Source organism: Pseudomonas sp. WJP1 (genome assembly GCF_028471945.1).
Taxonomy (GTDB): domain Bacteria; phylum Pseudomonadota; class Gammaproteobacteria; order Pseudomonadales; family Pseudomonadaceae; genus Aquipseudomonas.
In genome coordinates, this window is record NZ_CP110128.1 from 608,416 (window position 1) to 633,082 (window position 24,667).

Annotated in this window: 21 protein-coding genes; 1 reads left to right on the forward strand and 20 read right to left on the reverse strand. The window is 61.0% G+C overall.

Annotated features, from left to right (window positions below; translation table 11 throughout):
- Positions 1–233: 233 nt before the first annotated feature.
- Positions 234–5,516 (forward strand): dermonecrotic toxin domain-containing protein, encoded by a 5,283-nt coding sequence (locus OH720_RS02730; protein WP_272604465.1) that lies wholly within the window; start codon positions 234–236, stop codon positions 5,514–5,516.
- 57 nt (positions 5,517–5,573) lie between these two features.
- On the opposite strand, the gene ureC is transcribed toward OH720_RS02730, so the two are convergent.
- From ureC to cbiE, 20 genes are all read right to left on the reverse strand, one after another.
- Complete coding sequence (gene ureC, locus OH720_RS02735) at positions 5,574–7,274, reverse strand: urease subunit alpha (RefSeq protein WP_272604466.1); 1,701 nt, start codon at positions 7,272–7,274, stop codon at positions 5,574–5,576.
- Positions 7,275–7,399: 125 nt separating this feature from the next.
- On the reverse strand, positions 7,400–7,708 hold the full coding sequence (locus tag OH720_RS02740; protein WP_272604467.1) for an urease subunit beta: 309 nt from the start codon (positions 7,706–7,708) through the stop codon (positions 7,400–7,402).
- On the reverse strand, positions 7,708–8,241 hold the full coding sequence (locus OH720_RS02745) for a GNAT family N-acetyltransferase (protein ID WP_180204063.1): 534 nt from the start codon (positions 8,239–8,241) through the stop codon (positions 7,708–7,710). The genes OH720_RS02740 and OH720_RS02745 overlap by 1 nt, the downstream gene beginning before the upstream one ends.
- 6 nt (positions 8,242–8,247) lie before the next feature.
- A complete protein-coding gene (locus OH720_RS02750) occupies positions 8,248–8,781 on the reverse strand; it encodes a GNAT family N-acetyltransferase (RefSeq protein WP_272604468.1) in 534 nt (177 codons plus the stop codon).
- 9 nt (positions 8,782–8,790) lie between these two features.
- The gene (gene ureA / locus OH720_RS02755; protein WP_007937143.1) at positions 8,791–9,093 is read right to left on the reverse strand and encodes an urease subunit gamma; all 303 of its coding nucleotides are present in this window, start codon (positions 9,091–9,093) and stop codon (positions 8,791–8,793) included.
- Between the two features lie 49 nt (positions 9,094–9,142).
- Positions 9,143–9,982, reverse strand: coding sequence for an urease accessory protein UreD (locus OH720_RS02760; protein ID WP_272604469.1), 840 nt, complete (start codon positions 9,980–9,982; stop codon positions 9,143–9,145).
- A 30-nt stretch (positions 9,983–10,012) separates the two neighbouring features.
- On the reverse strand, positions 10,013–10,711 hold the full coding sequence (urtE, locus tag OH720_RS02765) for an urea ABC transporter ATP-binding subunit UrtE (RefSeq protein ID WP_272604470.1): 699 nt from the start codon (positions 10,709–10,711) through the stop codon (positions 10,013–10,015).
- Between the two features lie 119 nt (positions 10,712–10,830).
- Positions 10,831–11,703, reverse strand: coding sequence for an urea ABC transporter ATP-binding protein UrtD (gene urtD / locus OH720_RS02770; RefSeq protein ID WP_272604471.1), 873 nt, complete (start codon positions 11,701–11,703; stop codon positions 10,831–10,833).
- Positions 11,700–12,779: an urea ABC transporter permease subunit UrtC gene (urtC, locus tag OH720_RS02775; protein ID WP_272604472.1), complete on the reverse strand. Its 1,080-nt coding sequence runs from the start codon at positions 12,777–12,779 to the stop codon at positions 11,700–11,702. The genes urtD and urtC overlap by 4 nt, the downstream gene beginning before the upstream one ends.
- A complete protein-coding gene (gene urtB, locus OH720_RS02780; protein ID WP_272604473.1) occupies positions 12,779–14,281 on the reverse strand; it encodes an urea ABC transporter permease subunit UrtB in 1,503 nt (500 codons plus the stop codon). Before urtB ends, urtC begins: the two co-directional genes overlap by 1 nt.
- Before the next feature lie 158 nt (positions 14,282–14,439).
- A complete protein-coding gene (gene urtA, locus OH720_RS02785) occupies positions 14,440–15,705 on the reverse strand; it encodes an urea ABC transporter substrate-binding protein (RefSeq protein WP_272604474.1) in 1,266 nt (421 codons plus the stop codon).
- A 236-nt stretch (positions 15,706–15,941) separates the two neighbouring features.
- Positions 15,942–17,315, reverse strand: a complete 1,374-nt coding sequence (locus tag OH720_RS02790; RefSeq protein ID WP_272604475.1) for a PepSY-associated TM helix domain-containing protein — start codon at positions 17,313–17,315, stop codon at positions 15,942–15,944.
- Positions 17,316–17,423: 108 nt separating this feature from the next.
- On the reverse strand, positions 17,424–19,541 hold the full coding sequence (locus OH720_RS02795; protein WP_272604476.1) for a TonB-dependent copper receptor: 2,118 nt from the start codon (positions 19,539–19,541) through the stop codon (positions 17,424–17,426).
- Between the two features lie 72 nt (positions 19,542–19,613).
- Positions 19,614–20,060, reverse strand: a complete 447-nt coding sequence (locus tag OH720_RS02800; protein ID WP_272604477.1) for a DUF2946 domain-containing protein — start codon at positions 20,058–20,060, stop codon at positions 19,614–19,616.
- A 21-nt stretch (positions 20,061–20,081) separates the two neighbouring features.
- A complete protein-coding gene (locus OH720_RS02805) occupies positions 20,082–20,561 on the reverse strand; it encodes a copper chaperone PCu(A)C (protein WP_272604478.1) in 480 nt (159 codons plus the stop codon).
- A 47-nt stretch (positions 20,562–20,608) separates the two neighbouring features.
- The gene (locus OH720_RS02810) at positions 20,609–21,007 is read right to left on the reverse strand and encodes a DUF2946 domain-containing protein (RefSeq protein ID WP_272604479.1); all 399 of its coding nucleotides are present in this window, start codon (positions 21,005–21,007) and stop codon (positions 20,609–20,611) included.
- Between the two features lie 116 nt (positions 21,008–21,123).
- The gene (locus OH720_RS02815) at positions 21,124–21,447 is read right to left on the reverse strand and encodes a helix-turn-helix domain-containing transcriptional regulator (RefSeq protein ID WP_272604480.1); all 324 of its coding nucleotides are present in this window, start codon (positions 21,445–21,447) and stop codon (positions 21,124–21,126) included.
- Positions 21,448–21,536: 89 nt separating this feature from the next.
- Complete coding sequence (locus OH720_RS02820; protein ID WP_272604481.1) at positions 21,537–22,262, reverse strand: cobalt-precorrin-6A reductase; 726 nt, start codon at positions 22,260–22,262, stop codon at positions 21,537–21,539.
- A complete protein-coding gene (locus OH720_RS02825; RefSeq protein WP_272604482.1) occupies positions 22,259–23,356 on the reverse strand; it encodes a cobalt-precorrin-5B (C(1))-methyltransferase in 1,098 nt (365 codons plus the stop codon). Before OH720_RS02825 ends, OH720_RS02820 begins: the two co-directional genes overlap by 4 nt.
- Complete coding sequence (gene cbiE / locus OH720_RS02830) at positions 23,349–24,560, reverse strand: precorrin-6y C5,15-methyltransferase (decarboxylating) subunit CbiE (protein WP_272604483.1); 1,212 nt, start codon at positions 24,558–24,560, stop codon at positions 23,349–23,351. The genes OH720_RS02825 and cbiE overlap by 8 nt, the downstream gene beginning before the upstream one ends.
- Positions 24,561–24,667 lie beyond the last annotated feature (107 nt).

A 24,667-nucleotide genomic window follows, 5' to 3' on the forward strand; every position in this document is an offset into this window, starting at 1 on the left:
TTCCTGAGAGGTAGGTCAGGCGCATCTTAGCCCTTTTGCCGGGCGCTAAAAACTACCATTACGCGGCGCAAGCACCTGCGGGGGAAACGAGGGTGGTAATTAGTTATTTTTTAGATTCTGAAATTCAATGCGATTTCAGATAAACAATAATTTTCCCGCTGTTTTTTAATCTTTTGTTTTTTTAAATCCTCCCTAAAACTGGCGAGTCAATTGACAGCATAAGGATATGCGAGATGAGCCAGGTATCGGGTGCCGCCGAAATAGAAGTGTTGTATTCATATGGAGTGGGACAGGAAAACGTCTATCGTGATTATCTTCTGGGCAAGTTGCCGACGCCGATAAGAGAGGCTCCGCCCTCGCGATTGGTCTCGCTCGCCAATGCCCAACCGAACTTTCCTGATTGGTACATGAATGCGCGCTCAATAGACCGCCAGCACCTCAAGGATCTGATTGACGAGCGCTGGCGTTTGCAGGGGCCATTGGAAACGACGCTGGAAAATCTGCAGCAAGACATCAATGCCTTTGCTGAACCCTTGCTGGTCAAGGCGTTGAAGGAAGAGTTGGCGCTGGAACTGGACGTCAATGCCACAGTGATTCGATTGTATATCCCGGCCAATCTATTCCCCGGTGTCGACAATAATGCAAGTCGACTTCGTCAATCTTCATTGCTTGAGGCGGCGCTGCACAACTTCGAAGAGCCAGAAACACGGGCGGGGGCGTTTCGTGATGGTTCCGGCATCTTCACCGCTGACAGCACCAATGAGTTGCAGCGGCATGCATTGACCATTGAGCAATTTGCAACCCTGAGCCGCAAGCTCGATCTGGGTGCGCAGTATCAGCAGCATATAAAGGCATTGCTGAAACCCGAGGATGCCGCTGCAGGCGCAAAGGTCGCACAACAGGCGATCAATATCGAAAAAGCCGCTTTCAACGAATCGACTTTCATCGCTTATCTAAAAAATGACATCTCTTCCGGAAGTTACGCAAAGCTGCTGCAGGTTCGCGATGAGAAGCAGGGAATCGTCCTGGGTAATCGTCCGTTGTTATCCCATCGCCTTTTGCTGATGGGGTTCAACCTGTCCGGAATCGTGCTGTTCAGTGCAGTGGCGGACCCTTCAGAAGTCAAACGGCTTTATGACGGACTGGTACCACAGCACCAGCGCACGCTGATGGAATGGTCACGTCGGTTGACGTTGTTGCCGGGACAGGAATTCGATCAGTTCAAGTTGCTGAAGGCATTTTTCGCCAATGGTCCCAAGGCTCTGGTCGAAGCCATGCTGCAACGCAATGATGTTTACCAGCAGAGTCGCCTTGATGGAACGTTGCTGGTTTACGTCCCCGACGACCCTGATCACCCCGTCAAGGAGTATGACTCCCTTGCAGACTTCATGAAGGAGCTGGTGAGCCAGTTGCGCTCGCCGAGTTACCAGCAGTTTTTCAGCCGGTTTGTCGCGCAAAAAGACAAGGGCCGGTTTTACGCCCGGGTGCGTGAGCGCTTGACCACCTTCACCTGGACGGCGCGTGGCCCGTTGGACATGGGGCCCTGGTGGCGCGAAACTGCCGTCGAGAACCCCAGTGCCGAACCAGTCACTAACATCATCCAGGGGGCTTTGTGGCCGCAATTGGGTCGTTGGCGCAGGGAAAAGGCGATTGCTGACGCGCGGCAAATCGCGGTGCTCACCGATGATGAAGACGCCGCCACTCGCTGGAACAGGCTGAGCACTTACCTGAACATCGGCTGGAATGTGTTCAATTTCGGCGCCATGCTGGTGCCAGGGCTCGGCGGACCGCTGCTGGCCGTCATGGTCGGGCAAATGCTGTTTGAAACCATGGAAGGGGTTGAAGAGTGGAGCAAGGGTGACAAGGAAGAAGCGGCTGGTCACCTGGTCGGGGTCATGATCAATTTTGCTCAACTGGCGCTGATGATGGCAGGGCATATTCTGCCCGGCGGCGCACCCGTGGCAGTCAAGCCATCGTCGCTCATCGACGGCCTGAAGCCGGTTCAACTGCCCGATGGCAGCGTGCGGTTGTGGAACCGGAACCTGACCCACTACGGCCATGATGTCGCTCTCCCTGCAGAGGCGAAGCCCAACGAGCTTGGCTTGTTCCGGCACGCTGACAAAGACATTCTCAAGCATGAACACCAGCACTTCGAAGTGCGCAACGATCCGCGCACGGGCCAACCCGTCTTGCGGCACCCGAGCCGACCCCAGGCGTATCAACCCAAGCTTGAGCACAACGGTGCGGGGGGATGGAAGACCGAACTCGACCGCCCGATCGAGTGGGACAACGCCAGGCTGATGCGTCGAATAGGCCCGACAGCCGAAAGTTTCTCCGACGCCACTCTGCAGCAGATCCGTATCGCCAGTGGAGTGGAGGAGGGCGAATTACGCAGGCTGCATGTCGTCAACGAGCCGCCACCCGCTGTGCTGACCGACACGCTGGAGCGCTTCAAGGCCTGGGACGATGTGGGCAAATTGCCCGAGCTGATTCGGCGTGATGGGGTACCGCATGCGTTCACCGAGCAGGTATGTCGCTTGCTGTTCGAAGTGCCTGGATGGCCTGAGCTCACCAGCATCGAACTCTTTGAAGGTGCCGAGCACTGGGGGCCGTCGATAAAATTGGGTGATATCGACGCATCGTCAGCGAATACCTTGAAAATCACCCGCGCTGAGGTCCGCTCAGGGAAACTGCCTGAGTTTGCTGTGAAATTCATCGGCGAAGACGATATTCACACCATGCTCGGGCAGGGTATTTCCCGAGAGCAGCCGGTGCGGATCAACGCCTTGAGAAACAAGCTCGCCGAGCAAGCGAACACCCGGCGCGAATCCCTGTTTGCAGCGCTCAACCGCGGGAAACAGCAGGCCGGTTCCCCGCCGGTGGTGGCGCTGCAGGATGCTTTCAGCGAACTCTCCACGGCAGCGGCCGAAGAGTTGCTGGCCGATGTCGCCCCTGAGGATTTGCTCAAGATCACCGACTCGACGCACATCCCCCTGGCGCTCAGGGAGCGTGCGAGAGTCTCGCTACTGACGTCACGAGCCGCACGCGCTTACGAGGGGCTGTTCCTTGATCTGCCCTACAACGCAGACACCGAGCGTCTGGCGTTGCACTCGTTGCAGGCATTGCCCACGTGGCCCGAAAACCTGCGAATCGAAATCCGTGTCTCTTCCTTTGACGGGCCGCTGAGCAACAGTGTCGGTCCGGGAGATGCCGCCATTCGCCGGGTTCTGGTCAGTGAAAACGGCCAATACGAGGCACGAGATTCCGATGATCTCCACCTGCATGGCCCCGACGACTTATATGCTTCTGTGTTGCATGCGTTGCCCGACGCCGAACGCGATGCGCTGGGGTATCAGATCAATCAGGGCGCCACACTCAAGCAGGTCATTCAACAGGCGCCATTGTCACGAGACAGGTTCAACGTCCTGCTGGCGGACCATCCCGTCCGCAAGCCGTCGTACGATCCGCTAACCATGCGCCTGCGCGGCGGTATGCGCGGCGTTTCTCGGGGGCTCGATCAGGTCCGTGGGCAACTGACAGCCCAGGAGCGTGTCCGTGTCGTACGCCCCGGGTGGTCGGAGGAAGAAGCCCTGAATTACCTGCGGGCCGGGGGCAGTCAGGCGAATGTTGAGCAGAGGGCTGGCGCACTCGAAGCCGAATTCAATCGGCTCAACGCAAATTTTCAACGCTGGCTGAACTCACCGACCGAATCGTTTCGGTTCTCGTCCGCCGGCATCGCCGAATGGCAGTCGCGTAACACGGTGTACAAGGCCATCAGGGAAGCCTGGCAGCAGACCGGCCTGCGCGATGTGGATTCATATGGCGACCTGCAAGGCGCGGTACTCGATCTTCACGACCTGCCCATGGGACTGCGTCTGGAGACCATGCCGGCATTGGAGGGTAATTTCGATCACGTCACCCGGCTCAATCTGTCCAGCACTGGATTGGCCGATGCTCACATTTCCTTCCTCGACCATTTTCCCCGCTTGCGCTCGCTCAACATCAACGGCAATTCACTCACCAGAATTCCGAATGTCGTGGGTCGCATGCGCAACCTGACCGAATTGGGCCTGCGCGAAAACCGGATCGTGCTGGACCCACAAGGTATTGCTGACCTGGCTGACCTCACCGAGCTTCATACTCTGGACCTTGTGGGCAATCCTCTTGGAGAGGTTCCGGACATTGGCAGGATGAGAATGTTGCATACGGTCCTGCTCGCTGAGACAGGTATTCGAGCCTGGCCGCACGGACTGTTTTCGCAACCGCGGTTCCGGCATTTTTACCTGGATATCCAGCGCAATCCGATCCGGGCTATACCGGCGGTAGCCCGTGGCTCGGTGCAGGCGGAACTGCTGGCGCGAACAGTGGTGAGCCGCGAACCGGACTTTCTCTCGGCCAGCCATTTGCAGACGCTGCGCGATTACATCGAGTCTGTCGGCCTGGACCCGGATAGACCTTATCCGCCACGTGGCGTGCGCGACAGTCTCGATTGGGAAGAGGGCTTGTCACGACCTGAGTGGGTCGCCCGCCAGAAAATCTGGAACAGCGTCGAGGATGAGACCGGATCGGTCCCGTTCTTCAACGAGATCCGTAAACTGACCGGGTCATCACATTATATTCATGACACGCTCTATCGAGTCGATCTGACTGCCAAGGTGTGGCGAATGCTTGAGGCAATGGCCAACAATAGCGAGTTGCGCCTGAAACTGTTCACCATGGCCACCCCCGGCACCGCGTGCGTCGATGCTGGTGCGCAGCTGTTCAACGCCATGGGCATGGAGGTACTGATCCATGAGACTTACGAGCTTGCCAATCCAGGCCTGGTGGAGGCCGAACTGGCTGCGCTGGCCCGGGGCAAGTCGCGCCTGGACGAGTTGACCCGGATCGCCCACAAGACGGTTTCCGAGCGTCTGGAGCAGGGCGAGGATTTCAGGCGCGTAGATGCCCAAGGGCAGGTTGAAGGCACTGTCGACGAAGTGGAAGTTCATATGGCCTTCATGACGGACCTGGCTGATCGGCTGGACTTGCCGTGGCAGTTTCGCAAGATGCAATTCCGCAAGATTGCGGGTGTCGACCAGGCAATGATTGATGCGGCCTATCGAAGAGTGCTGGACCTTGAGGAAGGAGAGTTGCTGGATGATTTGCTTGTCGACCAGCCGTTCTGGTCGTCCTATGTCGAAGATGCCAACCGCAGCGCTTTCAAAGGCTTCAGGCGCCGGATCAACGCCACCACAGAGTTCTACATGGCACTGCAGGAACGCGTGAGTGACCCTGCCTTGTCCCTTGAGGATGAGGCCCGGCTCAAGATCGAGATCAGGGCGCTCGCCGCAGAACTGGGCAAACCGGACAACACGTTTGCCCCTGGCCGCGTCATGACTGAAGCGGAGTATGCCGCCGATGTAAAGGCGATAACTGATGAAAGCAGGGCGTTGCTCAAGACGTTGACTCGTCAGGCGATCGACCGGGCAAAGCTGCAGCGGGTAGAAATCCCCTTCACCGTTCAACCGGCGAGCTGATCGCTTCTGATATCGCAGGAGCCTGGCATGCCAGGTTCCTGCGTGTTGATCCCATTGTCAGAACAGGAAGTACCGTTGCGCCATCGGCAGCACATCTGCCGGCTCACACCACAGCAGCACGCCGTCGGCCTTGACCTGATAGGTCTGCGGGTCGACATCAATGCTCGGCAGGTAGTCGTTGTGAATCAGGTCGGTTTTCTGCACATCACGGCAACCTTTGACCACCGCGATTTTCTTTTTCAAACCCAGGGTTTCGGGCAAGCCGGCCTCCTGCGCAGCCTGGCTGATGAATGTCAGGCTGGTGGCGTGCAGCGAACCACCGTAGCTGGCGAACATCGGGCGGTAATGCACCGGTTGCGGTGTCGGAATCGACGCGTTGGCATCGCCCATCAAACTGGCCGCGATGGCGCCACCCTTGAGGATCAGCGTCGGTTTGACCCCGAAGAACGCCGGTCGCCACAGCACCAGATCCGCCCATTTGCCCACTTCGATCGAACCTACTTCATGGCTGATACCGTGGGTGATCGCCGGGTTGATGGTGTACTTGGCGATGTAGCGTTTGGCGCGGAAGTTGTCGTTACCTTCACCGTCCCGGGGCAGCGGGCCGCGCTGTTTTTTCATCTTGTCGGCGGTTTGCCAGGTGCGGGTGATCACTTCCCCGACGCGGCCCATGGCCTGGCTGTCGGAGCTGATCATCGAGAACGCGCCGAGATCGTGAAGGATGTCTTCGGCCGCGATGGTTTCGCGACGAATGCGGCTTTCGGCGAAGGCCACGTCTTCGGCAATGCTCGGGTCCAGGTGGTGGCAGACCATCAGCATGTCGAGGTGTTCGTCGATGGTGTTGCGGGTAAAGGGGCGGGTCGGGTTGGTCGAACTCGGCAGCACGTTGGTAAAACCGCAGGCCTTGATGATGTCCGGGGCATGACCGCCACCCGCGCCTTCGGTGTGGTAGGTGTGGATGGTGCGGCCCTTGAACGCGGCGAGGGTGGTTTCGACGAAGCCCGATTCGTTGAGGGTGTCGGTGTGGATCGCGACCTGCACATCGTACTGGTCGGCGACGCTCAGGCAATTGTCGATGCTGGCCGGGGTGGTGCCCCAGTCTTCGTGGAGCTTGAGGCCAATGGCGCCGGCCTTGACCTGTTCGATCAGCGGTTCGGGCAGACTGGCGTTGCCCTTGCCGGTCAGGCCGATGTTCATCGGGAAGGCGTCGGCGGCCTGGAGCATGCGCGCCAGGTGCCACGGCCCGGAGGTGCAGGTGGTGGCATTGGTGCCGGTGGCCGGCCCGGTGCCGCCTCCGATCATGGTGGTGACGCCGCTCATCAGCGCTTCTTCGATCTGCTGCGGGCAGATGAAGTGGATGTGGGTGTCGATGCCTCCGGCGGTCAGGATCATGCCTTCACCGGCGATCACTTCGGTGCTGGCGCCGATGGCGATGTTCACGTTGGGCTGAACATCCGGGTTGCCGGCCTTGCCAATGGCGGCGATGCGACCGTCCTTGAGGCCGACGTCGGCCTTGACGATGCCCCAGTGGTCGATGATCAGTGCGTTGGTGATCAGGGTGTCGACCACGTCGGCGGCCAAAAGCTGGCTCTGACCCTGGCCGTCGCGGATGACTTTGCCGCCGCCGAACTTCACTTCTTCACCGTAGGTGGTGAAGTCTTTTTCCACTTCGATCCACAGCTCGGTGTCGGCCAGGCGGACCTTGTCACCGACGGTGGGGCCGTACATGTCGGCGTAGGCTTGACGGGAAATCTTCATTGCAATTCCTTCTTTGATCGTTCCCACGCTCTGCGTGGGAATGCCGCCATGGACGCTCTGCGTCCGCTTTTTGTGACGCGCAGCGTCACGGGATGCATTCCCACGCAGAGCGTGGGAACGATCGGTCAATCAAGGCCACCCATGATCCTGCCGGCAAACCCGAATACCCGGCGATGCCCGGCCAGGTCGACAAGCTCGACCTCGCGACTCTGCCCCGGTTCGAAACGCACGGCGGTGCCGGCGGGGATGTTCAGGCGCATGCCGCGGCTGGCGGCGCGGTCGAAGCTCAGGGCGTCGTTGGTTTCGAAAAAGTGGTAATGCGAGCCGACCTGGATCGGCCGGTCGCCGCTGTTGGCCACTTTCAAGCTGACAGTGCGACGATCAACGTTGAGTTCGATGTCGCCGGGCTGGATCTGGTATTCACCGGGAATCATCAATGGGCTCCTTGGAGAATCTTGTAGTAAAGGGCAGTCGGCTTGTAGCGGCCGCTCGGGTCGCAGGCGTAATCGGGGATTTCACCGGCGCGGGTGTAGCCCAGCGCCTTGTAGAAGTCTTCAGCCGGGGAGCCGGCCTCGGTATCGAGGTAGAGCATGCCGCGTTTGTGTTGCAGGGCGGCCTGCTCCACCGCCGCCATCAATTGCTGGCCCAGGCCGCGACGCTGCGCGTGCTCGCGCACCAGCAATTTCTGCACCTCGGCGCGGTTCAGGCCATTGGCTTTCTGGCACAGGGTCAGCTGTACGCTGGCCTGCACTTGTTCGTCCTTGACCACCACCCACAACAACACGTTGCCCTTGTTCAGGTTCTCCTGAACTTCATCGAAATACGCGCGGGCCTGCGTGGCATCAAGGTTGGCCATGAAGCCGACGCTGGCGCCATAACCGACGGCATCGAGCAGCAGGTCAATCAATCCCTGACGATAGTGCGCAAAGCTTTCAACGTTGACGCGTCGCAGTTGGGCGGGGTTCATTGGGTATCACTCCTTGCTGGCGGTCGGTGGTTGCGCGCCAGGATTGAGGGTCAGTTGCATGAAGGTCAGGTCCAGCCAGCGACCGAACTTGGTGCCCACCTGAGGCATCTGCCCGGTGATCACGAAGCCGATGCGCTCATGCAGGCGAATCGAGGCGGCATTGCCACTTTCGATGGCCGCGACCATCACGTGTTTGCCGCAGTCCCTGGCGCGCTCGACCAGGGCATCCATCAGTTTCGGGCCAAGGCCATTGCCACGCTGGTCGCTGCGCACGTAGACCGAGTGCTCGACGGTGTGGCGGAAACCATCGAACGGTCGCCAGTCACCGAACGAAGCGTAGCCCAGTACGCTGTTCTCGCCGTCGACGATCACCAGGATCGGATAACCCTGGGATTGCCGGGCGCTGAACCAGGCCTGGCGGTTGCCGAGGTCGACCGCCTGTTCGTTCCAGATCGCCGTGGTGTTGAGCACGGCGTCGTTGTAGATGTCACGGATTGCCGGCAGGTCGGCGTGTACCGCATCGCGAATGGTGTAAGTCATGGTGCAGCCTCAGGCGATCGGTTGGTGGACGGTGACCAGTTTGGTGCCGTCGGGAAAGGTCGCTTCGACCTGGATCTCCGGGATCATTTCCGGGATGCCTTCCATCACTTGTTCGCGGCTGAGCAGGGTGGTGCCGTAGTGCATCAGCTCGGCCACGGTCTGGCCGTCGCGGGCGCCTTCGAGCAGCGCGGCGGAAATGTAGGCCATGGCTTCCGGGTAGTTGAGTTTCACACCACGGGCCAAACGCCGCTCGGCGACGAGGCCGGCGGTGAAGATCAGCAGCTTGTCTTTTTCACGTGGGGTCAGGTCCATCGTAGGAATCCAGTTTCGGCAGTTAAAAAGGTTTTTGCAGGAGCGCTGTTCAGGTGCTCCATATTCTCGGTGGGACGGCTTCGCGGCCAAGCAATGCAGGCCTGAGCAATCGCCATAATTCAATCAACCAGCCGCGCGCCAGCAGCGCCTCGCTGGCCAGGCAGCGGGCCACGAGCAGCCCCGGCAACTGAGTCAAATCCCCGCGCACGTCATGGGGCAGCGAACGGCACTGCTCCAGCAATGGGCTATCAATCTCGCCAGTGACCAGCAACGTGGCGAACACCGGTTGCCCGTCCAGCCCAATGGGCGAATCGAGCAAACCGTCTTTACCGACGATGCGCTGGCGCTCATGCCAGAGCAACTGTCCATCACGACGAATATCCAGTTGCGCCTGGAAATGCCCGTGGTCGAAACGCTCGCCACTGGCCGGACGACCCAGCGCCACCACGTCCCAGTAGAACAGTCGTGCATCGCCTTGCAGATCGATGGACGTGCTGAGCTCGGCGCGGGCATCGCTGAAGATGATCGTCTCCTGCGGCAGCCACTCCAGTGTCGCGCCGTGGGCCACGTTCAGCTCGAGTTTCTGATAAGCCGGCGCGGCCGCGCGATACCACTTGGCGGCGCCGGGGCTGGTGATTTGCGCCCACGCCTCGTGGCCGACGCTGGCGCTGATGTCCAGCCGGTCACCGCCGGCAATCCCGCCTGGCGGATGCACGATGATGTGCTGGCACACCTCGGGCCCTTCTGCATACAGGTGCTTCTGCACCCGCAGCGGGCCTTTGTGTCGTCGCTGGACCGGGCGCGTGCTGTCGCCGAATCGGGCGTAGCCCAGTTCCAGTTCGGCATGCCAGCTCGGGGTAAACAGGGCAGTGGGAAGAGGTAAATTCATATTTTCTGATTATCGCCGGGACGCCACAGATTAGATCGTTACCAGACCGCGTACACCTTCGGCTTCCATGTTTTCTCCACGGCCCTGCTGCACGATCTCGCCACGGGACATCACCAGGTACTGATCGGCCAGTTCGGCGGCGAAGTCGTAGAACTGCTCTACCAGCAGAATCGCCATGTCGCCGCGCGCCGCGAGTTTCTTGATCACAGCGCCGATCTCCTTGATCACCGACGGCTGGATGCCTTCGGTGGGTTCATCGAGGATCAGCAACCGTGGACGGCTGGCCAGGGCTCTGCCGATTGCAAGCTGCTGCTGTTGGCCACCGGACAAGTCACCGCCGCGCCGTTGCTTCATCTGCAGCAGCACCGGAAACAGTTCGTAGATGAACGCCGGGACTTCCTTCGCCTCGGAGCCCGGGAATCGTGACAGGCCCATCAGCAGGTTTTCCTCCACGGTCAGGCGGCCGAAGATTTCCCGGCCCTGGGGCACGTAGGCGATACCGGCATGCACCCGCTGGTGCGGCTTGAACGTGGTGATCGGCTTACCCTCCCAATTGACCATGCCTTCTTTGGCGGGCAGCAGGCCCATCAGGCACTTGAGCAGTGTGGTCTTGCCCACGCCGTTACGGCCGAGCAGGCAGGTGACTTCGCCAACCTTCACGTCAAACGTCAGGCCGCGCAGGATGTGGCTACCGCCGTAGTACTGGTGCAGCTTGTCGACTTGCAGCATTCTCAATTCCCTCTCATTCCCTGTAGGAGCGAGGCTTGCCCGCGAAGAACGATGACGCGGTCATTCAGTTGCACCGCGCAGTTCCCTTCGCGGGCAAGCCTCGCTCCTACAAAGAGCAATTAGCGTCCCAGGTAGACGTCGATCACCCGTTCGTTGTCCTGCACCTGCTCCAGCGACCCTTCGGCCAGCACGCTGCCCTGATGCAAAACGGTGACGTGGTCGGCGATCGAACCGACGAAGCCCATGTCGTGTTCCACCACCATCAGCGAATGCTTGCCGGCCAGGGTCTTGAAGAGTTCGGCGGTGAATTCGGTTTCGGCGTCGGTCATGCCGGCCACCGGTTCGTCGAGCAGCAGCAATTGCGGGTCTTGCATCAACAGCATGCCGATTTCCAGGAACTGCTTCTGGCCGTGGGACAGCAAGCCGGCGGGACGATTGACCGAAGCGGTCAGGCGAATGGTCTCGAGCACCTCGGCGATACGGTCTTTCTGCTCGCCGCTCAAGCGCGCCCGCAGACTGGCCCATACCGATTTGTCGGTTTTCTGTGCCAGCTCCAGGTTCTCGAACACACTCAAGGCTTCGAATACGGTCGGTTTCTGGAACTTGCGGCCAATGCCGGCCTGGGCAATCTGCACTTCGCTCATTTGTGTAAGGTCCAGTGTCTCGCCGAACCAGGCCTTGCCGTGGGTGGGGCGGGTCTTGCCGGTGATCACGTCCATGAGCGTGGTCTTGCCCGCGCCGTTGGGGCCGATGATGCAGCGCAACTCGCCGACCCCGATGTACAGGTTCAAGTCGTTCAACGCCTTGAAGCCATCGAAGCTTACGCTGATGTCTTCCAGGGTCAGGATGGTGCCGTGGCGGGTGTTCAGGCCTTTGCCGGCACGCTGGCCGAGGCCGATGGCATCGCGGCTGCTACCGGCATCCCTGTTCGGTTCCAGGGGCGGGAAAAACGCCGGTTCGAGCATGAATTCAGCGCTTGCAGTGACTCTCATTGTTCACCTCTTTTCTTCAGCAAACCGATCACGCCCTTGGGCAGATACAGGGTCACGACGATGAACAGCGCACCGAGGAAAAACAGCCAGTACTCCGGGAACGCCACGGTGAACCAGCTCTTCATGCCATTGACCACGCCTGCGCCAAGCAGTGGGCCGATCAAGGTACCGCGACCACCGAGGGCCACCCAGACCGCTGCTTCGATCGAGTTGGTCGGCGACATTTCACTCGGGTTGATGATGCCCACCTGCGGCACGTACAACGCACCGGCCAGGCCGCACAACACCGCGCTCAACACCCACACGAACAGTTTGAATCCGCGCGGGTCGTAGCCGCAGAACATCAAGCGGTTTTCGGCATCGCGCAGTGCGGTCAGCACTCGGCCGAACTTGCTCTGCGCCAGGCGCCAGCCGATGTACAGGCTCGCCACCAGCAGCAGCACCGTGGCGAAAAACAGCACCGCCCGGGTGCCCGGTTCCGTGATGCCAAAGCCAAGTATGGTGCGGAAGTTGGTGAAGCCGTTGTTGCCGCCAAAACCGGTTTCGTTGCGAAAAAACAGGAGCATGCCGGCGAAGGTCAGAGCCTGGGTCATGATCGAGAAATACACGCCCTTGATCCGCGAGCGGAAGGCGAAGAAGCCGAACACCAACGCCAGCAATCCCGGCGCCAGCACCACCAGGCACAGGGCCCAGAGGAAGCTGCTGGTGCCGGCCCAGTACCAGGGCAATTCGGTCCACGACAGGAACGTCATGAAGGCCGGCAAGCCATCGCCCGAGGCCTGGCGCATCAGGTACATGCCCATGGCGTAACCGCCGAGGGCGAAGAACAGGCCATGGCCGAGGGACAACAGGCCGGCATAACCCCAGACCAGATCCAGCGCCAGGGCGACGATGGCGTAGCACAGAATCTTGCCCACCAACGTCAGCGTGTAGGCCGAGACATGGAAGACGCTGTCCGGCGACAACAACGACAGCAATGGCAACGCCAACAGTAAGGCAAGGATCACCGCACCGACGGCAATCGTGACTTTGGGGCCGGCCTTTTGGCTGGCCGTGAGCATCAGGGGCTGGTTCATCAGTCGATCACCCGTCCTTTCAGTGCGAAGAGGCCTTGCGGACGTTTCTGGATGAACAGAATGATCAGCGCGAGGATGAGGATCTTGCCGAGCACGGCACCGATTTGCGGTTCGAGAATCTTGTTGGCGATACCCAGCCCGAACGCGGCCAACACGCTACCGGCCAGTTGCCCGACACCGCCGAGCACCACCACCAGGAACGAGTCGATGATGTAGCTCTGGCCGAGGTCCGGGCCGACGTTGCCGATCTGGCTCAGCGCCACGCCGCCAAGGCCGGCAATGCCCGAGCCGAGGCCGAAGGCGAGCATGTCCACGCGCCCGGTAGGCACGCCGCAGCAGGCCGCCATGTTGCGGTTCTGGGTGACGGCGCGCACGTTCAGACCCAGGCGGGTCTTGTTCAGCAGCAGCCAGGTGAGCACCACCACAAACAGTGCGAACGCGATGATCACGATGCGGTTGTAGGGCAGCACAAGATTGGGCAACACCTGAATTCCGCCGGACAACCACGCCGGGTTGGCCACCTCGACGTTTTGCGCGCCGAACACCAGGCGCACCAACTGGATCAGCATCAGGCTGATGCCCCAGGTGGCGAGCAGGGTTTCCAACGGGCGACCGTAGAGGTGGCGAATCACGGTGCGCTCCAGTGCCATGCCGATCCCGGCCGTGACGAAAAATGCCACCGGCAGCGCGATCAACGGATAGAACTCGATGGCGTGCGGGGCGAAGCGCTGGAACATCAGCTGCACGACGTAGGTCGAGTACGCTCCGAGCATCAACATTTCGCCGTGGGCCATGTTGATCACGCCGAGCAGGCCGAAGGTGATCGCCAGACCCAGGGCGGCGAGCAGCAGGATCGAGCCGAGTGACATGCCGCTGAAGGCCTGGCCGAGCATTTCGCCGACCAGCAGTTTGCGTTTGACCTGGGCCAGGCTGGTTTCGGCAGCCGTGCGCACGTTGGCATCGGCTTCTACACCCGGCTCCAGCAGACTTTCCAGGCGAGTGCGGGCCAGGGGATCACCGGTTTCCCCGAGCAGGCGCACAGCGGCGAGGCGCACGGCCGGATCGCTGTCCACCAGTTGCAGGTTGGCCAGGGCCAGGCTGAGCGCGGCGTGAACGCTTTCATCTTTTTCGCCAGCCAGTTGCTGGTCGAGGAATTTCAGCTGCGCGGGTTTGGCGCTTTTCTGCAATTGCTGCGCGGCGCCCAGACGGGTTCTGGCGTCGGCGGCGAGCAATTGGTGGCTGGCCAGGGCGGTGTCGATCAGACCCCGCAGGCGGTTATTCAGGCGCAGGGTTTTCGGCTGGCCATCGACCGTCAGTTCGCCTTGTTGCAGGGCGTTGATCAGATCGATGCGCGCAGGGTCAGGCTGCGCGGCCCATGCTTCGAGCAGTTTGGCCTGCTGCACGGGATTGGCGGCGACGAAGTCTTCGGCGTCGCTGGCGTAAGTGGCCATCGGCAACAGAAGTGCGATGGCGAGAATGAAGCGATAAATGGCAGTGGGCATAAAAAGTCGCCTTGCTCGGATTTTGTGGGAGCTGGCTTGCCAGCGATGCAGGCGACTCGGTGTATCTGAGGTACCGAGGTGATGCCATCGCTGGCAAGCCAGCTCCCACAGGATTCGTGTCGGCCCAAGCTCCATGCTTAGGCCCGGCATCCATTGGCTCAGTTGCTCTTCACCGCATACTCCGGCTTCTTGTCGTTGCCCGGGATGAACGGGCTCCACGGCTGGGCGCGGATTGGTCCTTCGGTCTGCCACACCACGTTGAACTGACCGTCGGCCTGGATCTCGCCGATCATCACCGGCTTGTGCAGGTGGTGGTTGGTCTTGTCCATGGTCAGGGTGTAACCGGACGGCGCGGCAAAGGTCTGGCCAGCCAGGGCTTCGCGGACCTTGTCGACGTCGGTGGACTTGGCTTTTTCAGCCGCCTGCGCCCACATGTGGATGCCGACGTAAGTGGCTTCCATCGGGTCGTTGGTCACGGCCTTGTCGGCGCCCGGCAGGTTGTGGTTCTTCGCGTAGGCTTTCCAGTCGGCAACGAATTTCTTGTTGGCCGGGTTCTCCACCGACTCGAAGTAGTTCCATGCTGCGAGGTTGCCCACCAGCGGCTTGGTGTCGATGCCGCGCAACTCCTCTTCACCGACCGAGAACGCCACGACCGGAACGTCGGTAGCTTTCAGACCCTGGTTGGCCAGCTCTTTATAGAACGGCACGTTGGAGTCGCCATTGACGGTGGAGATGACGGCGGTTTTGCCACCAGCCGAGAATTTTTTGATGTTGGCCACGATGGTTTGATAATCGCTGTGACCGAACGGGGTGTAGACCTCTTCGATGTCCTTGTCCGCCACACCTTTGGAGTGCAGGAACGAACGCAGGATCTTGTTGGTGGTGCGTGGGTAGACGTAGTCGGTGCCCAGCAGGAAGTAACGCTTGGCACTGCCGCCTTCTTCGCTCATCAAGTATTCCACGGCGGGGATCGCCTGTTGGTTCGGCGCGGCACCGGTGTAGAACACGTTCGGCGACATCTCTTCGCCTTCGTACTGCACCGGGTAGAACAGCAGGCCATTGAGCTCTTCGAACACCGGCAACACCGACTTGCGCGACACCGAGGTCCAGCATCCGAACACCACGGCGACCTTGTCCTGGGTCAGCAACTGCCGGCCTTTTTCAGCGAACAGCGGCCAGTTCGACGCCGGGTCCACCACAACCGCTTCGAGCATCTTGCCGTTCACGCCGCCCTTGGCGTTGATCTCGTCGATGGTCATCAGCGCCATGTCCTTGAGCGACGTTTCGGAGATCGCCATGGTGCCGGACAACGAATGCAGGATACCGACCTTGATGGTCTCGGCGGCCTGGACAGTCCAGGTCATGCCCATCGCGGCAATGCTTGCCGTGAGTGTGAAAGCCTTGATCAAACTGCGACGCTTCATTGTGCGATCTCCATGAACTTATGAGTTTTCTTGGTTGGCAGATGCGGACTACTGAAGGGTCTTTAGCAAGGGCTGTGCCCAGTCGGGGAAAGGCACGGGAATGTCGTGTTAGAGCGGTTGCGCGGGTTTGAAGACGCACCATGACGGGACGAGGTCAGGGCAGTGGTGCATCGGGATGCGCCACATTGGGGCGGGCGAGATGCGCGGCAATCCCGCGCATCTCGTTTGACTCAGGGTTAAGTCGAGGCGCTTTCAGTTTGTCGATTGAAGCGTGACAGCAGCAACCGGTCGAGTACCCAGACGACTACCAGCGAAACGCCCACCAATGGAAACGCCACCGCCAGTGCGAACATGATCACCATCGCGGTTTTCCATTTCGGCAGGTCGTGGCGCAGCGGCGGGACGCCCAATTTGCCTTGCGGACGACGCTTCCACCAGATCACCACGCCGCTGACCGCGCTGAGCAAAATCATCATGCAGATCAGCAGGACGATGATCTGGTTGAGCGTGCCGAACATCTTGCCTTCGTGCAGCATCACGCCGATTTCCGTGGCGCGGGCGACGGCGCCGTACTGCTCGTAGCGTACGTCGGCGAGGACGTCGCCGGTGTATTGATCGATATGCAGGGTGGCGTCGTTGCGTGGGTCATCGGCGAACACGGCGATGGTAAACACGCCGGTGGCCGTCGTTGGGAACGTGATGCTGTAGCCGGGCTCGACCTTGCGCTGCACTGCGATGTTCTGCACGTCCTGCAGGCTGATGGTCGGCGCGGCCGGGCCGGCTGGCGCTGCATCGTGGGCCATGTGTTCGGCGTGAGCGCCGGACATTGGCATCGGGGTATTTTCCATGGCCCACGGCACAGTCTGGCGGGTGGCGCTGTTGAGGCTGCGCGCTTCGACGTCGGACTTGGGCACGTTGTCCCACATCGCCGCCGGAAAGACGTTCCAGACGGCGGCGTATTGCTGGCCCCAGAAGCCGGTCCAGGTCATGCCGCTGAGCAGCATCACCAGCAGCAACGAGGCACCCCAGAACCCGGTGACGGCGTGCAGGTCACGCCACAACACCCGGCCGCGACTGCTCAAGCGTGGCCACAGGATCCCAGCAGCCTGACCGCGCGGCCACCACAGGAACACCCCGGACACCACCAGCACCACCGCCCAACCCGCGGCCAGTTCCACCAGCCGGTCACCGACGGTGCCGATCATCAGCTCGCCGTGAATCGCCCGCGCGATCGCTTGCAGGTTTTTCTTGGCGTCTTGCTCGCCGAGGATGTCGCCGTGGTAGGGGTCGACGAACACGTTCAGCTCGTTACCGCCGTTGAGCACGACAAACTGGGCGCTGCGCTCGGCGTTTACTGGCGGCAGGTATTGTTTGATCGTGCCTTGTGGATAAGCAGCCTTGACCCGGTTGAGCAAGTCATCAGCCGGTACTGTGTGGTGCCCGGCCGGGACGTTGAGCAGGCTGCTGTACATCAGTGAGTCGAGTTGCGGTTTGAACAGGTAAATAGTGCCGGTCAGGGCCAGCATCACCATGAATGGCGCAACGAACAATCCGGCATAGAAGTGCCAGCGCCAGGCCAGGTTGTAGAAATTCACTTTGGGCTGTTTCATCACGTGTGCTCCGCTTGGCTGGATCTTTTAGTTGTTTGTTTTGCGGTTGCTGCGCAACCGATCGCGAGCAGGCTCGCTCCTACAGGGAGCGGGCTGCTCGCGAAGCGTCTAGAAACTCATATCCACCTTGGTCCAGAGCGTTCGCCCCGGTTCCTTGATGGCTTGCGGGTCATTGGCCGGGTAGCCGAAACCGGCGTTGCCGGCCAGGTTCAAGTGTTCGGCGTAGGCCTTGCCGAACAGGTTGTCGACGCCGCTGCTGACCTTCCAGTGCTGGTTGATCCGATAGGCACCGTTGAGCGAGAACACGGCAAAACCCGGGGTCTTGTCGAAGTCCTTGCCGACCACATTGCCTTTGTTCTGGTCGATACGGTTTTGCGCGGCAACCACTCTCCACAGTGCGCCGGCGCTCCAGTTGTCTTCGCTGTAGGTCAAGCCGAAACGGGCGTCCAGCGGCGGCATCTGCGGCAAGGCATTGCCATCGCTGCTGTTCTTGCCCCAGGCGTAGGCCAGGGTGGCGTCGGCTTTCCAGTGTTCGGTGAGTTTGTAGGCGGCGCCCAGTTCGCCACCCATGATTCGCGCATCGATGTTCTGCGCTTGCGAGGTCATGCCCATCATGGCGGGCGTGTAGTTGAACAGGATGTAGCCGCGCACCTGGCCGATGTACGCCGAGGCCCAGGCATCAAGGTCTGCGGATTTGTATTGCAGGCCGAAGTCGAACTGGGTGGTTTTCTCGGGTTTGATCGCATCGAAGGCATTCACCGATCCGGCGGGGCCGGAATTGGGTGAAAACAGTTCCCAGTAGTCCGGGAAACGCTGGGTGTGGCCCAGGCCCGCGTACACCGTGGTCGGGCTGTCGGCCAGGTCATGTTCATAGCGGATGAAGCCACTGGGCAGCGTATCGGCACGGGTGTCGTCGGCGGTCGGGTTGGGGCGGGTCATCATCCCCGAGCCGATGGTTTGCCGGTAATCCTTGGCCGAAGCGCGGTCCAGGCGTGCGCCGGTGATGAGCCGGTCACGCTCGGCGGCGTACCAGGTCAGTTCGCTGAACACTCCGTAGTTATGGAAGTCGGCATCCTTGGTGTACGGCAGGTCCTTGTAGGTGTCGATGCCCATGGCGCTGCGTTGGCGGTGCTCGTTGGTCTGCGCGTCAATGCCGCCGATCAACTGCACATCGGCCCAGCGCCAGGTGGCCTTGATTCGCGCGCCAAGGGTGCGACGGTCGACGTTGGACGCCATGGGGCCCGCCATCATCCCGGTACCGGACGGCGTGCGCAGTGTGTAGTTGTCCATCACATGGTCGGCGTAGTTGTAATAAACCTGCGCCTCAAGCTTTTCCAGCACGTCGCTGATGTTCGACTTCTCGAAGCGCAGGCCGAGGCTCTCGCGCTTGAACTGCGAACCGTCCATGCCGCGCCCGGCGTAACGCGCCTCGCCGTCTCCCTTGCCGGCGGTGAGCTCGAGCAGGGTATCGGCGTCCGGGGTCCAGCCGAGCGCAACGTCGCCGTTCCATTTGTCGTAACGCGATGCCACGGTGTCGTTGTTGCCATCCTTGTAGTCGTCGGCCTGGGCGGTGTTGCCGATCACCCGTACGTAGCCCAATGGTCCGCCGGCGGCTGCGTCGACCAATTTATCAAACCGGCCGTTGGAGCCGGCCAGCACACTGGCGTTCACCCGCGTGCCGAGCTCACCGAAACGTTCCGGCTCGCGGTCGAAGAGGATGGTGCCGGCCGAGGCACCCGGTCCCCAGAGCACGGTCTGCGGACCTTTGATGACGGTCAGTGTGTCGTAGGTTTCCGGAGAGATGTACGAGGTCGGAGCGTCCATCCGGCCGGGGCACGCACCCAGCATCATGCCGCCGTTGGTGAGGATGTTCAGGCGCGAGCCGAACATGCCGCGCAGTACCGGGTCGCCGTTGGTGCCGCCATTACGCACCTGGGCGAAGCCCGGAATGGTTTTCAGATAGTCCGACCCGTCGCTGGCCGGTACGGGTTGGCGCGGCTCCTTGGGGTTGGTGACGATGGTCAGTGGCGAGCTCGGGGCAATGGCGGTAATGACCGTCGGGCTCAGCTCTTCGCTATGACCTGCATGTTCATCGGCCAGCGCCGAAGGCGCCAGCAAGGCACCGCACAGGATGGCGGTGGCGTGCCTGAAGCGAATGCTGGATTCGTTCAGGGCAAGGGAGGCTTGGGCAGCGCTCAAGCAGGGGACAGCAGCAATCCTGGACATGACAATTTCCATCGAACAGTCGTAAACGACACGGTCGCTCCTACAGGACCGTGTGAAACCAGCGGTGGGTGTTTACGCGACGACGGGCGGGGCGCGGGTGCGGGCGCCGGGAAAGAAGGTTTGCCGGGCGTGGCCCAGGCGAGGGGATGGCGTGGTGTACGTGTTGGCGGGCGGGGTGTCGAACGCCGTGAATGCCCCGCCACCGGTGAGCGCCGGGCAATTGAACAGCAGGCTGCAATAGCCGCATTTTTCCCAGATTGCGTGGTGCCCGGACGCTGGCGGGCAATGTTCGGCAGTCGGTTGTGCGGCGTGATCCGCGTGCTCCATCGCCGACATGTCCATGCTCATGTCCATGGACATGCTCATGGAAATGGAGGTGCGCTGATCCATCGGCATCGACTGGGAAATCAGCGGACCGATAAAGATCATCAGCATGGCGAACAGGCTGATCCAGCTGCCGCGCGTCAGGCTCAATGGCTGACGACGGTGGGCGGTTGACCTGGTGCCTGGCGGGCGCATGGGCGGCTTCAGCTCAGCGGATTACTGAACGTGCGCGTGCTTTTGCGTAGCCTCGGGCGCCTGCTTCTGCACCGCCACTTCGACCGTCACGTCACCGGACTTCTCGAAATGCAGGGTCAGCGGGAAGCGTTTACCGTCGCTCAGCAGGCTGCGGTCCTTCAGGTTCAGCAGCATCACGTGGTAGGCCATCGGTGCAAAAGTGACTTCGCCGCCAGCGGGGATTTCCACACTCGGTACGTGCTGCATTTTCATCACGTCGTTCTGCATCAGATGCTCATGCAACTGGGCCTCACCCGCAATCGGCGAGTCGACGCTGAGCAGGCGGTCGGCGGTCTTGCCTGCGTTGTGGATGACGAAATAGGCCGCGACGTTCGGCGCATTGGGCGGCAACTCTTGCGACCAGGGATGAGCGATCTGCAGATCGCCCTGTGTGTATTCGTGGGCATTGGCAAAGCAGGCAGGCAGCAGCAACGCGGCCAGAACGATGAGTCTGTTCAACATGGCAGTTCTCCAGGCGATTCAAAACGCAGATCAATTGCGAGAAACAATCACACCAGAGGGGAGGCACGGGGGTTGAGGCTGGGCCATTGCTGGCGGGGTGTCGGGGTATTGAATGCGGCGGGAGGCAGGCTTCGATTCGCTTCGAACTGCGTGTAATACAGCTGTGGCTCATGTCCGGGCAACGCCACCAATGGCGCGGAGCCGCTGCAGCACCAGCAATGCTGCATGTTGGAATGATTGTCGCTTTGCGGGGCTTTCTGCTCGATGTCGCCCAGGGAAATCGCCACCATCCTGGTACCGCTGGACGAGCAGAAACTGCCCCACAACAATTGCTCGGCAGGTGACTTCGCCGTCTGTGCCATCGCTCCGGACATCGGCATGGCGAGCATGTTGAACAGCACTGCGAAGCAGGCGATCCAGGCAATTGCGAGCCGTTGTCGGGACATGGGACAAATCCGGTGGGTGGGCGATCAGGCGCGGCTATTTAGCCTGATCAGGGCCGATAAGTAAAAACACCGTGTGCGGTGTGGTGTCGCAGTAAAAGTCGATTTTTCTCGCGCTGTCAGTGCGCACGAACTGCATGTACTTGCATATCTACTCCTAGCGTAGCGCGAATTACCGCAAATATCGCAGCCAGATTGTCCATGCTTGGGTTGCCTTTCGCAGACAACATCCGATGAAGGCTTTTGCTGGGTCTCGCTGTTTCCTTTGCCAGTTCTTCGAAGCCCACAGTGGCGTTGACGAGGTCGCGCAAAATGATCCTGGGCATCTCAGGTTCGCCATTGAGAAACAGAGTAGCAGCCTCATCCAACAACGCTTGGGCGAACTCGGGGTCTCGCTGGGCGCGCTCGGCTATGGTGTGCTTGTAGCTTCGGGTAAGCGCCATGACTCTACCTCCGATTTTTTGAGCTTTTTTTCGGGGCGGCCCTGAAGGTGACAAATAGGTTACTGTTCATGCAAGCCTACAATCCTGCCTTACAGGGCGCAGGTCGCCAACGCATCAAGTATTTCTTCAAGCGTCAGAAACTCCCGTTCAACCCCAGGCAACTCCGGCCGCTTCAACACCAATACAGGCACCCCACGCTCGCGCGCCACTTCCAGCTTCGGCTCGGTGGCCGTGCTGCCGCTGTTTTTGCTGATCAGTACGTCGATGTTGCGACATTCGAACAACTCGCGCTCATCAACGATCCGGAACGGTCCACGAGCGCCGATCACTTCGCAACGGTCATTGCCGGGGTACACGTCCAGCGCGCGCAAGGTCCAGAATTGCTCCGGCGGAATTTCGTCCAGGTGTTGCAAGGGCTCGCGACCCAGGGTGAAAAGCGGTCGATGGAAGGGTTTCAGCGCCTCGATCAACTCGGCCCAATCACTGACTTCGCGCCAGTCATCGCCGGCCTGTGGTTGCCAGGCCGGACGTCGCAGCGCCCAGCAGGCGATGCCGCTCAAGCGAGCCGCCAGCGCAGCGTTGCGACTGATCTGGGCGGCATAGGGATGAGTCGCATCCAGCAACAGATCAATCCGCTCATTGCGGATGAACTGCGCCAGGCCTTCGGCACCGCCGTAGCCACCCACACGCACCTGACAGTTCAAGTCCGTAGGCACTCGACCGACACCCGCCAGGCTATAAATGTGTCGTGGGCCGAGGGTTCGGGCAATCGCCAGGGCCTCGGTCACGCCGCCCAGCAACAGAATGCGCTTCATTGAAAAGCCCCCGCATGGCCGACAATCCCGCCCTGGCGATCGATGGCAAACACTTCGACCTGAACCTGCGCCGGCACCACGCTGCGGGCAAAGTCCAGGGCGTGTTGGCACACGGCATCGCCAAGGGCGATGCCTGCGGCGCTGGCCATCGCCAGGGCCTGTTGACTGGTGTTGGCTTCACGGATGCCTTGCTGCAGCGCCGTATCGGCGCCGACTGCGGCGGCCCATTCGGCCAGTTGCGGCAGATCGATGCTCGAATGCCGACTGTGCAGGTCCATGTGCCCGGCCGCCAGCTTGCTGATCTTGCCGAAGCCGCCGCACAGGCTGAGTTTTTCCACCGGGACCTTGCGCAGGTGCTTGAGCACTGCACCGACGAAATCGCCCATTTCGATCAAGGCGATTTCCGGCAGGTTATAGACCTTGCGCATGGTGTCTTCGCTGGCATTGCCGGTGCACGCGGCGATGTGCAGATAGCCGTTGGTCTTGGCCACGTCGATGCCCTGATGGATCGAGGCGATGTAGGCCGCGCAGGAAAACGGCCTGACAATGCCGCTGGTGCCGAGGATCGACAGGCCGCCGAGAATGCCCAGGCGCGGGTTCATGGTTTTCAATGCCAGGGCTTCGCCGTCCTCGACATTCACCGTGACCTCGAAACCGCCGCCGTAACCGAATTCGTTGGCGAGTAGCGCAAGGTGATCGCTGATCATCTTGCGCGGTACCGGATTGATTGCCGGTTCGCCGACGCCCAGCACCAGCCCCGGTCGGGTTACCGTGCCAACACCACGTCCGGCAATGAAACCTGTCCCCGGCTCACTGCGCAGGCGCACTTGAGAGTAGAGCAGCGCACCGTGGGTTACATCGGGATCGTCCCCGGCATCCTTGATTGTCCCGGCCTCGGCGCCGCCTTCCATGAGGCGACAGAATTCCAGGCGCATCTGCACCTGCTTGCCTTTGGGTAGGACGATTTCGACGGCGTCCGAGCTCACACCACCGAGCAGCAGGCGAGCCGCTGCCAGGCTGGTCGCGGTAGCGCAGCTGCCCGTAGTCAGGCCGCTGCGCAATGGGGCAGGTTGTTCGGCGGTTTCGTCACGCATCGAGAGGTTTGACCACGTCCAGCAAGGTAATCGGCAACGCCTGGCGCCATGTGTCGAAGTCGCCCAGGGGCTGTGCCTGGGCGATATGAATACGTGTCAGCTCGCCGCCGTGCTGTTCGCGCCAGGCCATCAGGGTCATTTCACTTTGCAGCGTGACCGCATTGGCAATCAGGCGGCCGCCAGGTTTGAGCGCTGCCCAGCAAGTGTCGAGCACGCCTTCGCGAGTGACCCCGCCGCCGATGAAAATCGCATCCGGGGGTTCCAGTCCAGCCAGGGCTTGCGGCGCACTGCCGCGAATCAGTTGCAGGCCGGGTACGCCAAGAGCGTCGCGGTTGTGCTCGATCAACAGCTGCCGACCTTCATCGGCCTCGATCGCCAGCGCGCGGCAAGCTGGATGAGCGCGCATCCATTCAATGCCAATGGAGCCGCTGCCAGCGCCGACATCCCATAACAGGTCGCCGGGGACCGGTGCCAGTCGAGCGAGTGTGATCGCGCGCACATCGCGTTTGGTCAGTTGTCCGTCGTGCTTGAAGGCGGAGTCTGGCAGGCCGGCCAGTCGCGACAGGCGCGGCGCGTTTGCTTGTGCGATGCACTCGATGGCAATCAGGTTCAGGTCGGCGACAGCCGGGTCGGCCCAGTCGTTGGCGGTACCGTCGATGCGTCGCTCGGTCTCACCACCCAAATGTTCCAGCACGCTCAGGCGGCTCGGCCCGAACCCGCGCTCGCGCAACAGCGCCGCGATCGCCGCAGGGCTTTGGCCGTCATTGCTGAGCACCAGTAGACGAACGCCACTGAACAACTGCGCATTAAGTGCCGCGATGGGGCGGGCGACCACCGACAGCGTCACCACATCCTGCAGTGGCCAACCCATCCGCGCGGCGGCGAGTGAGCAGGAGGATGGCGCGGGCAAGATCAGCATTTCATCGCTGAGCAATTGCCGGGCGAGGCTGGCGCCGACACCAAAGAACATCGGGTCGCCGCTGGCCAGCACGCAAACCGGTTCGCCACGCAGGGCCAACAGCGGATCCAGCGAGAAAGGGCTTGGCCACTCATGACGTTCGCCAACGATGCACGGCGGCAACAACTCGAGCTGGCGCGGGCTGCCGAAGATCCGCGAAGCAGACAACAGGGCGTGTCGGGCCTTCTTGCCCAGGCCCTTGAAGCCGTCTTCACCGATGCCTGTTACCGTCAGCCAGGGTGCCATCTGCAGTCCTCAAAAAATAGTCGTCGTACGTACTTCCGACGGGCAGACTTTTCATGCCATCGAACAAAGCAGGCATAATACCGCGCCTTTGCTTGCGAAGCGCCTTT

What these genes read in the sequence shown, in the direction of transcription:
- OH720_RS02730 (WP_272604465.1), top strand. Translation starts at nt 234, where the DNA reads ATGAGCCAGGTATCGGGTGCCGCCGAAATAGAAGTGTTGTATTCATAT.
- ureC (WP_272604466.1), bottom strand. Translation starts at nt 7,274, where the DNA reads ATGAAGATTTCCCGTCAAGCCTACGCCGACATGTACGGCCCCACCGTC.
- OH720_RS02740 (WP_272604467.1), bottom strand. Translation starts at nt 7,708, where the DNA reads ATGATTCCCGGTGAATACCAGATCCAGCCCGGCGACATCGAACTCAAC.
- OH720_RS02745 (WP_180204063.1), bottom strand. Translation starts at nt 8,241, where the DNA reads ATGAACCCCGCCCAACTGCGACGCGTCAACGTTGAAAGCTTTGCGCAC.
- OH720_RS02750 (WP_272604468.1), bottom strand. Translation starts at nt 8,781, where the DNA reads ATGACTTACACCATTCGCGATGCGGTACACGCCGACCTGCCGGCAATC.
- ureA (WP_007937143.1), bottom strand. Translation starts at nt 9,093, where the DNA reads ATGGACCTGACCCCACGTGAAAAAGACAAGCTGCTGATCTTCACCGCC.
- OH720_RS02760 (WP_272604469.1), bottom strand. Translation starts at nt 9,982, where the DNA reads ATGAATTTACCTCTTCCCACTGCCCTGTTTACCCCGAGCTGGCATGCC.
- urtE (WP_272604470.1), bottom strand. Translation starts at nt 10,711, where the DNA reads ATGCTGCAAGTCGACAAGCTGCACCAGTACTACGGCGGTAGCCACATC.
- urtD (WP_272604471.1), bottom strand. Translation starts at nt 11,703, where the DNA reads ATGAGAGTCACTGCAAGCGCTGAATTCATGCTCGAACCGGCGTTTTTC.
- urtC (WP_272604472.1), bottom strand. Translation starts at nt 12,779, where the DNA reads ATGAACCAGCCCCTGATGCTCACGGCCAGCCAAAAGGCCGGCCCCAAA.
- urtB (WP_272604473.1), bottom strand. Translation starts at nt 14,281, where the DNA reads ATGCCCACTGCCATTTATCGCTTCATTCTCGCCATCGCACTTCTGTTG.
- urtA (WP_272604474.1), bottom strand. Translation starts at nt 15,705, where the DNA reads ATGAAGCGTCGCAGTTTGATCAAGGCTTTCACACTCACGGCAAGCATT.
- OH720_RS02790 (WP_272604475.1), bottom strand. Translation starts at nt 17,315, where the DNA reads ATGAAACAGCCCAAAGTGAATTTCTACAACCTGGCCTGGCGCTGGCAC.
- OH720_RS02795 (WP_272604476.1), bottom strand. Translation starts at nt 19,541, where the DNA reads ATGTCCAGGATTGCTGCTGTCCCCTGCTTGAGCGCTGCCCAAGCCTCC.
- OH720_RS02800 (WP_272604477.1), bottom strand. Translation starts at nt 20,060, where the DNA reads ATGCGCCCGCCAGGCACCAGGTCAACCGCCCACCGTCGTCAGCCATTG.
- OH720_RS02805 (WP_272604478.1), bottom strand. Translation starts at nt 20,561, where the DNA reads ATGTTGAACAGACTCATCGTTCTGGCCGCGTTGCTGCTGCCTGCCTGC.
- OH720_RS02810 (WP_272604479.1), bottom strand. Translation starts at nt 21,007, where the DNA reads ATGTCCCGACAACGGCTCGCAATTGCCTGGATCGCCTGCTTCGCAGTG.
- OH720_RS02815 (WP_272604480.1), bottom strand. Translation starts at nt 21,447, where the DNA reads ATGGCGCTTACCCGAAGCTACAAGCACACCATAGCCGAGCGCGCCCAG.
- OH720_RS02820 (WP_272604481.1), bottom strand. Translation starts at nt 22,262, where the DNA reads ATGAAGCGCATTCTGTTGCTGGGCGGCGTGACCGAGGCCCTGGCGATT.
- OH720_RS02825 (WP_272604482.1), bottom strand. Translation starts at nt 23,356, where the DNA reads ATGCGTGACGAAACCGCCGAACAACCTGCCCCATTGCGCAGCGGCCTG.
- cbiE (WP_272604483.1), bottom strand. Translation starts at nt 24,560, where the DNA reads ATGGCACCCTGGCTGACGGTAACAGGCATCGGTGAAGACGGCTTCAAG.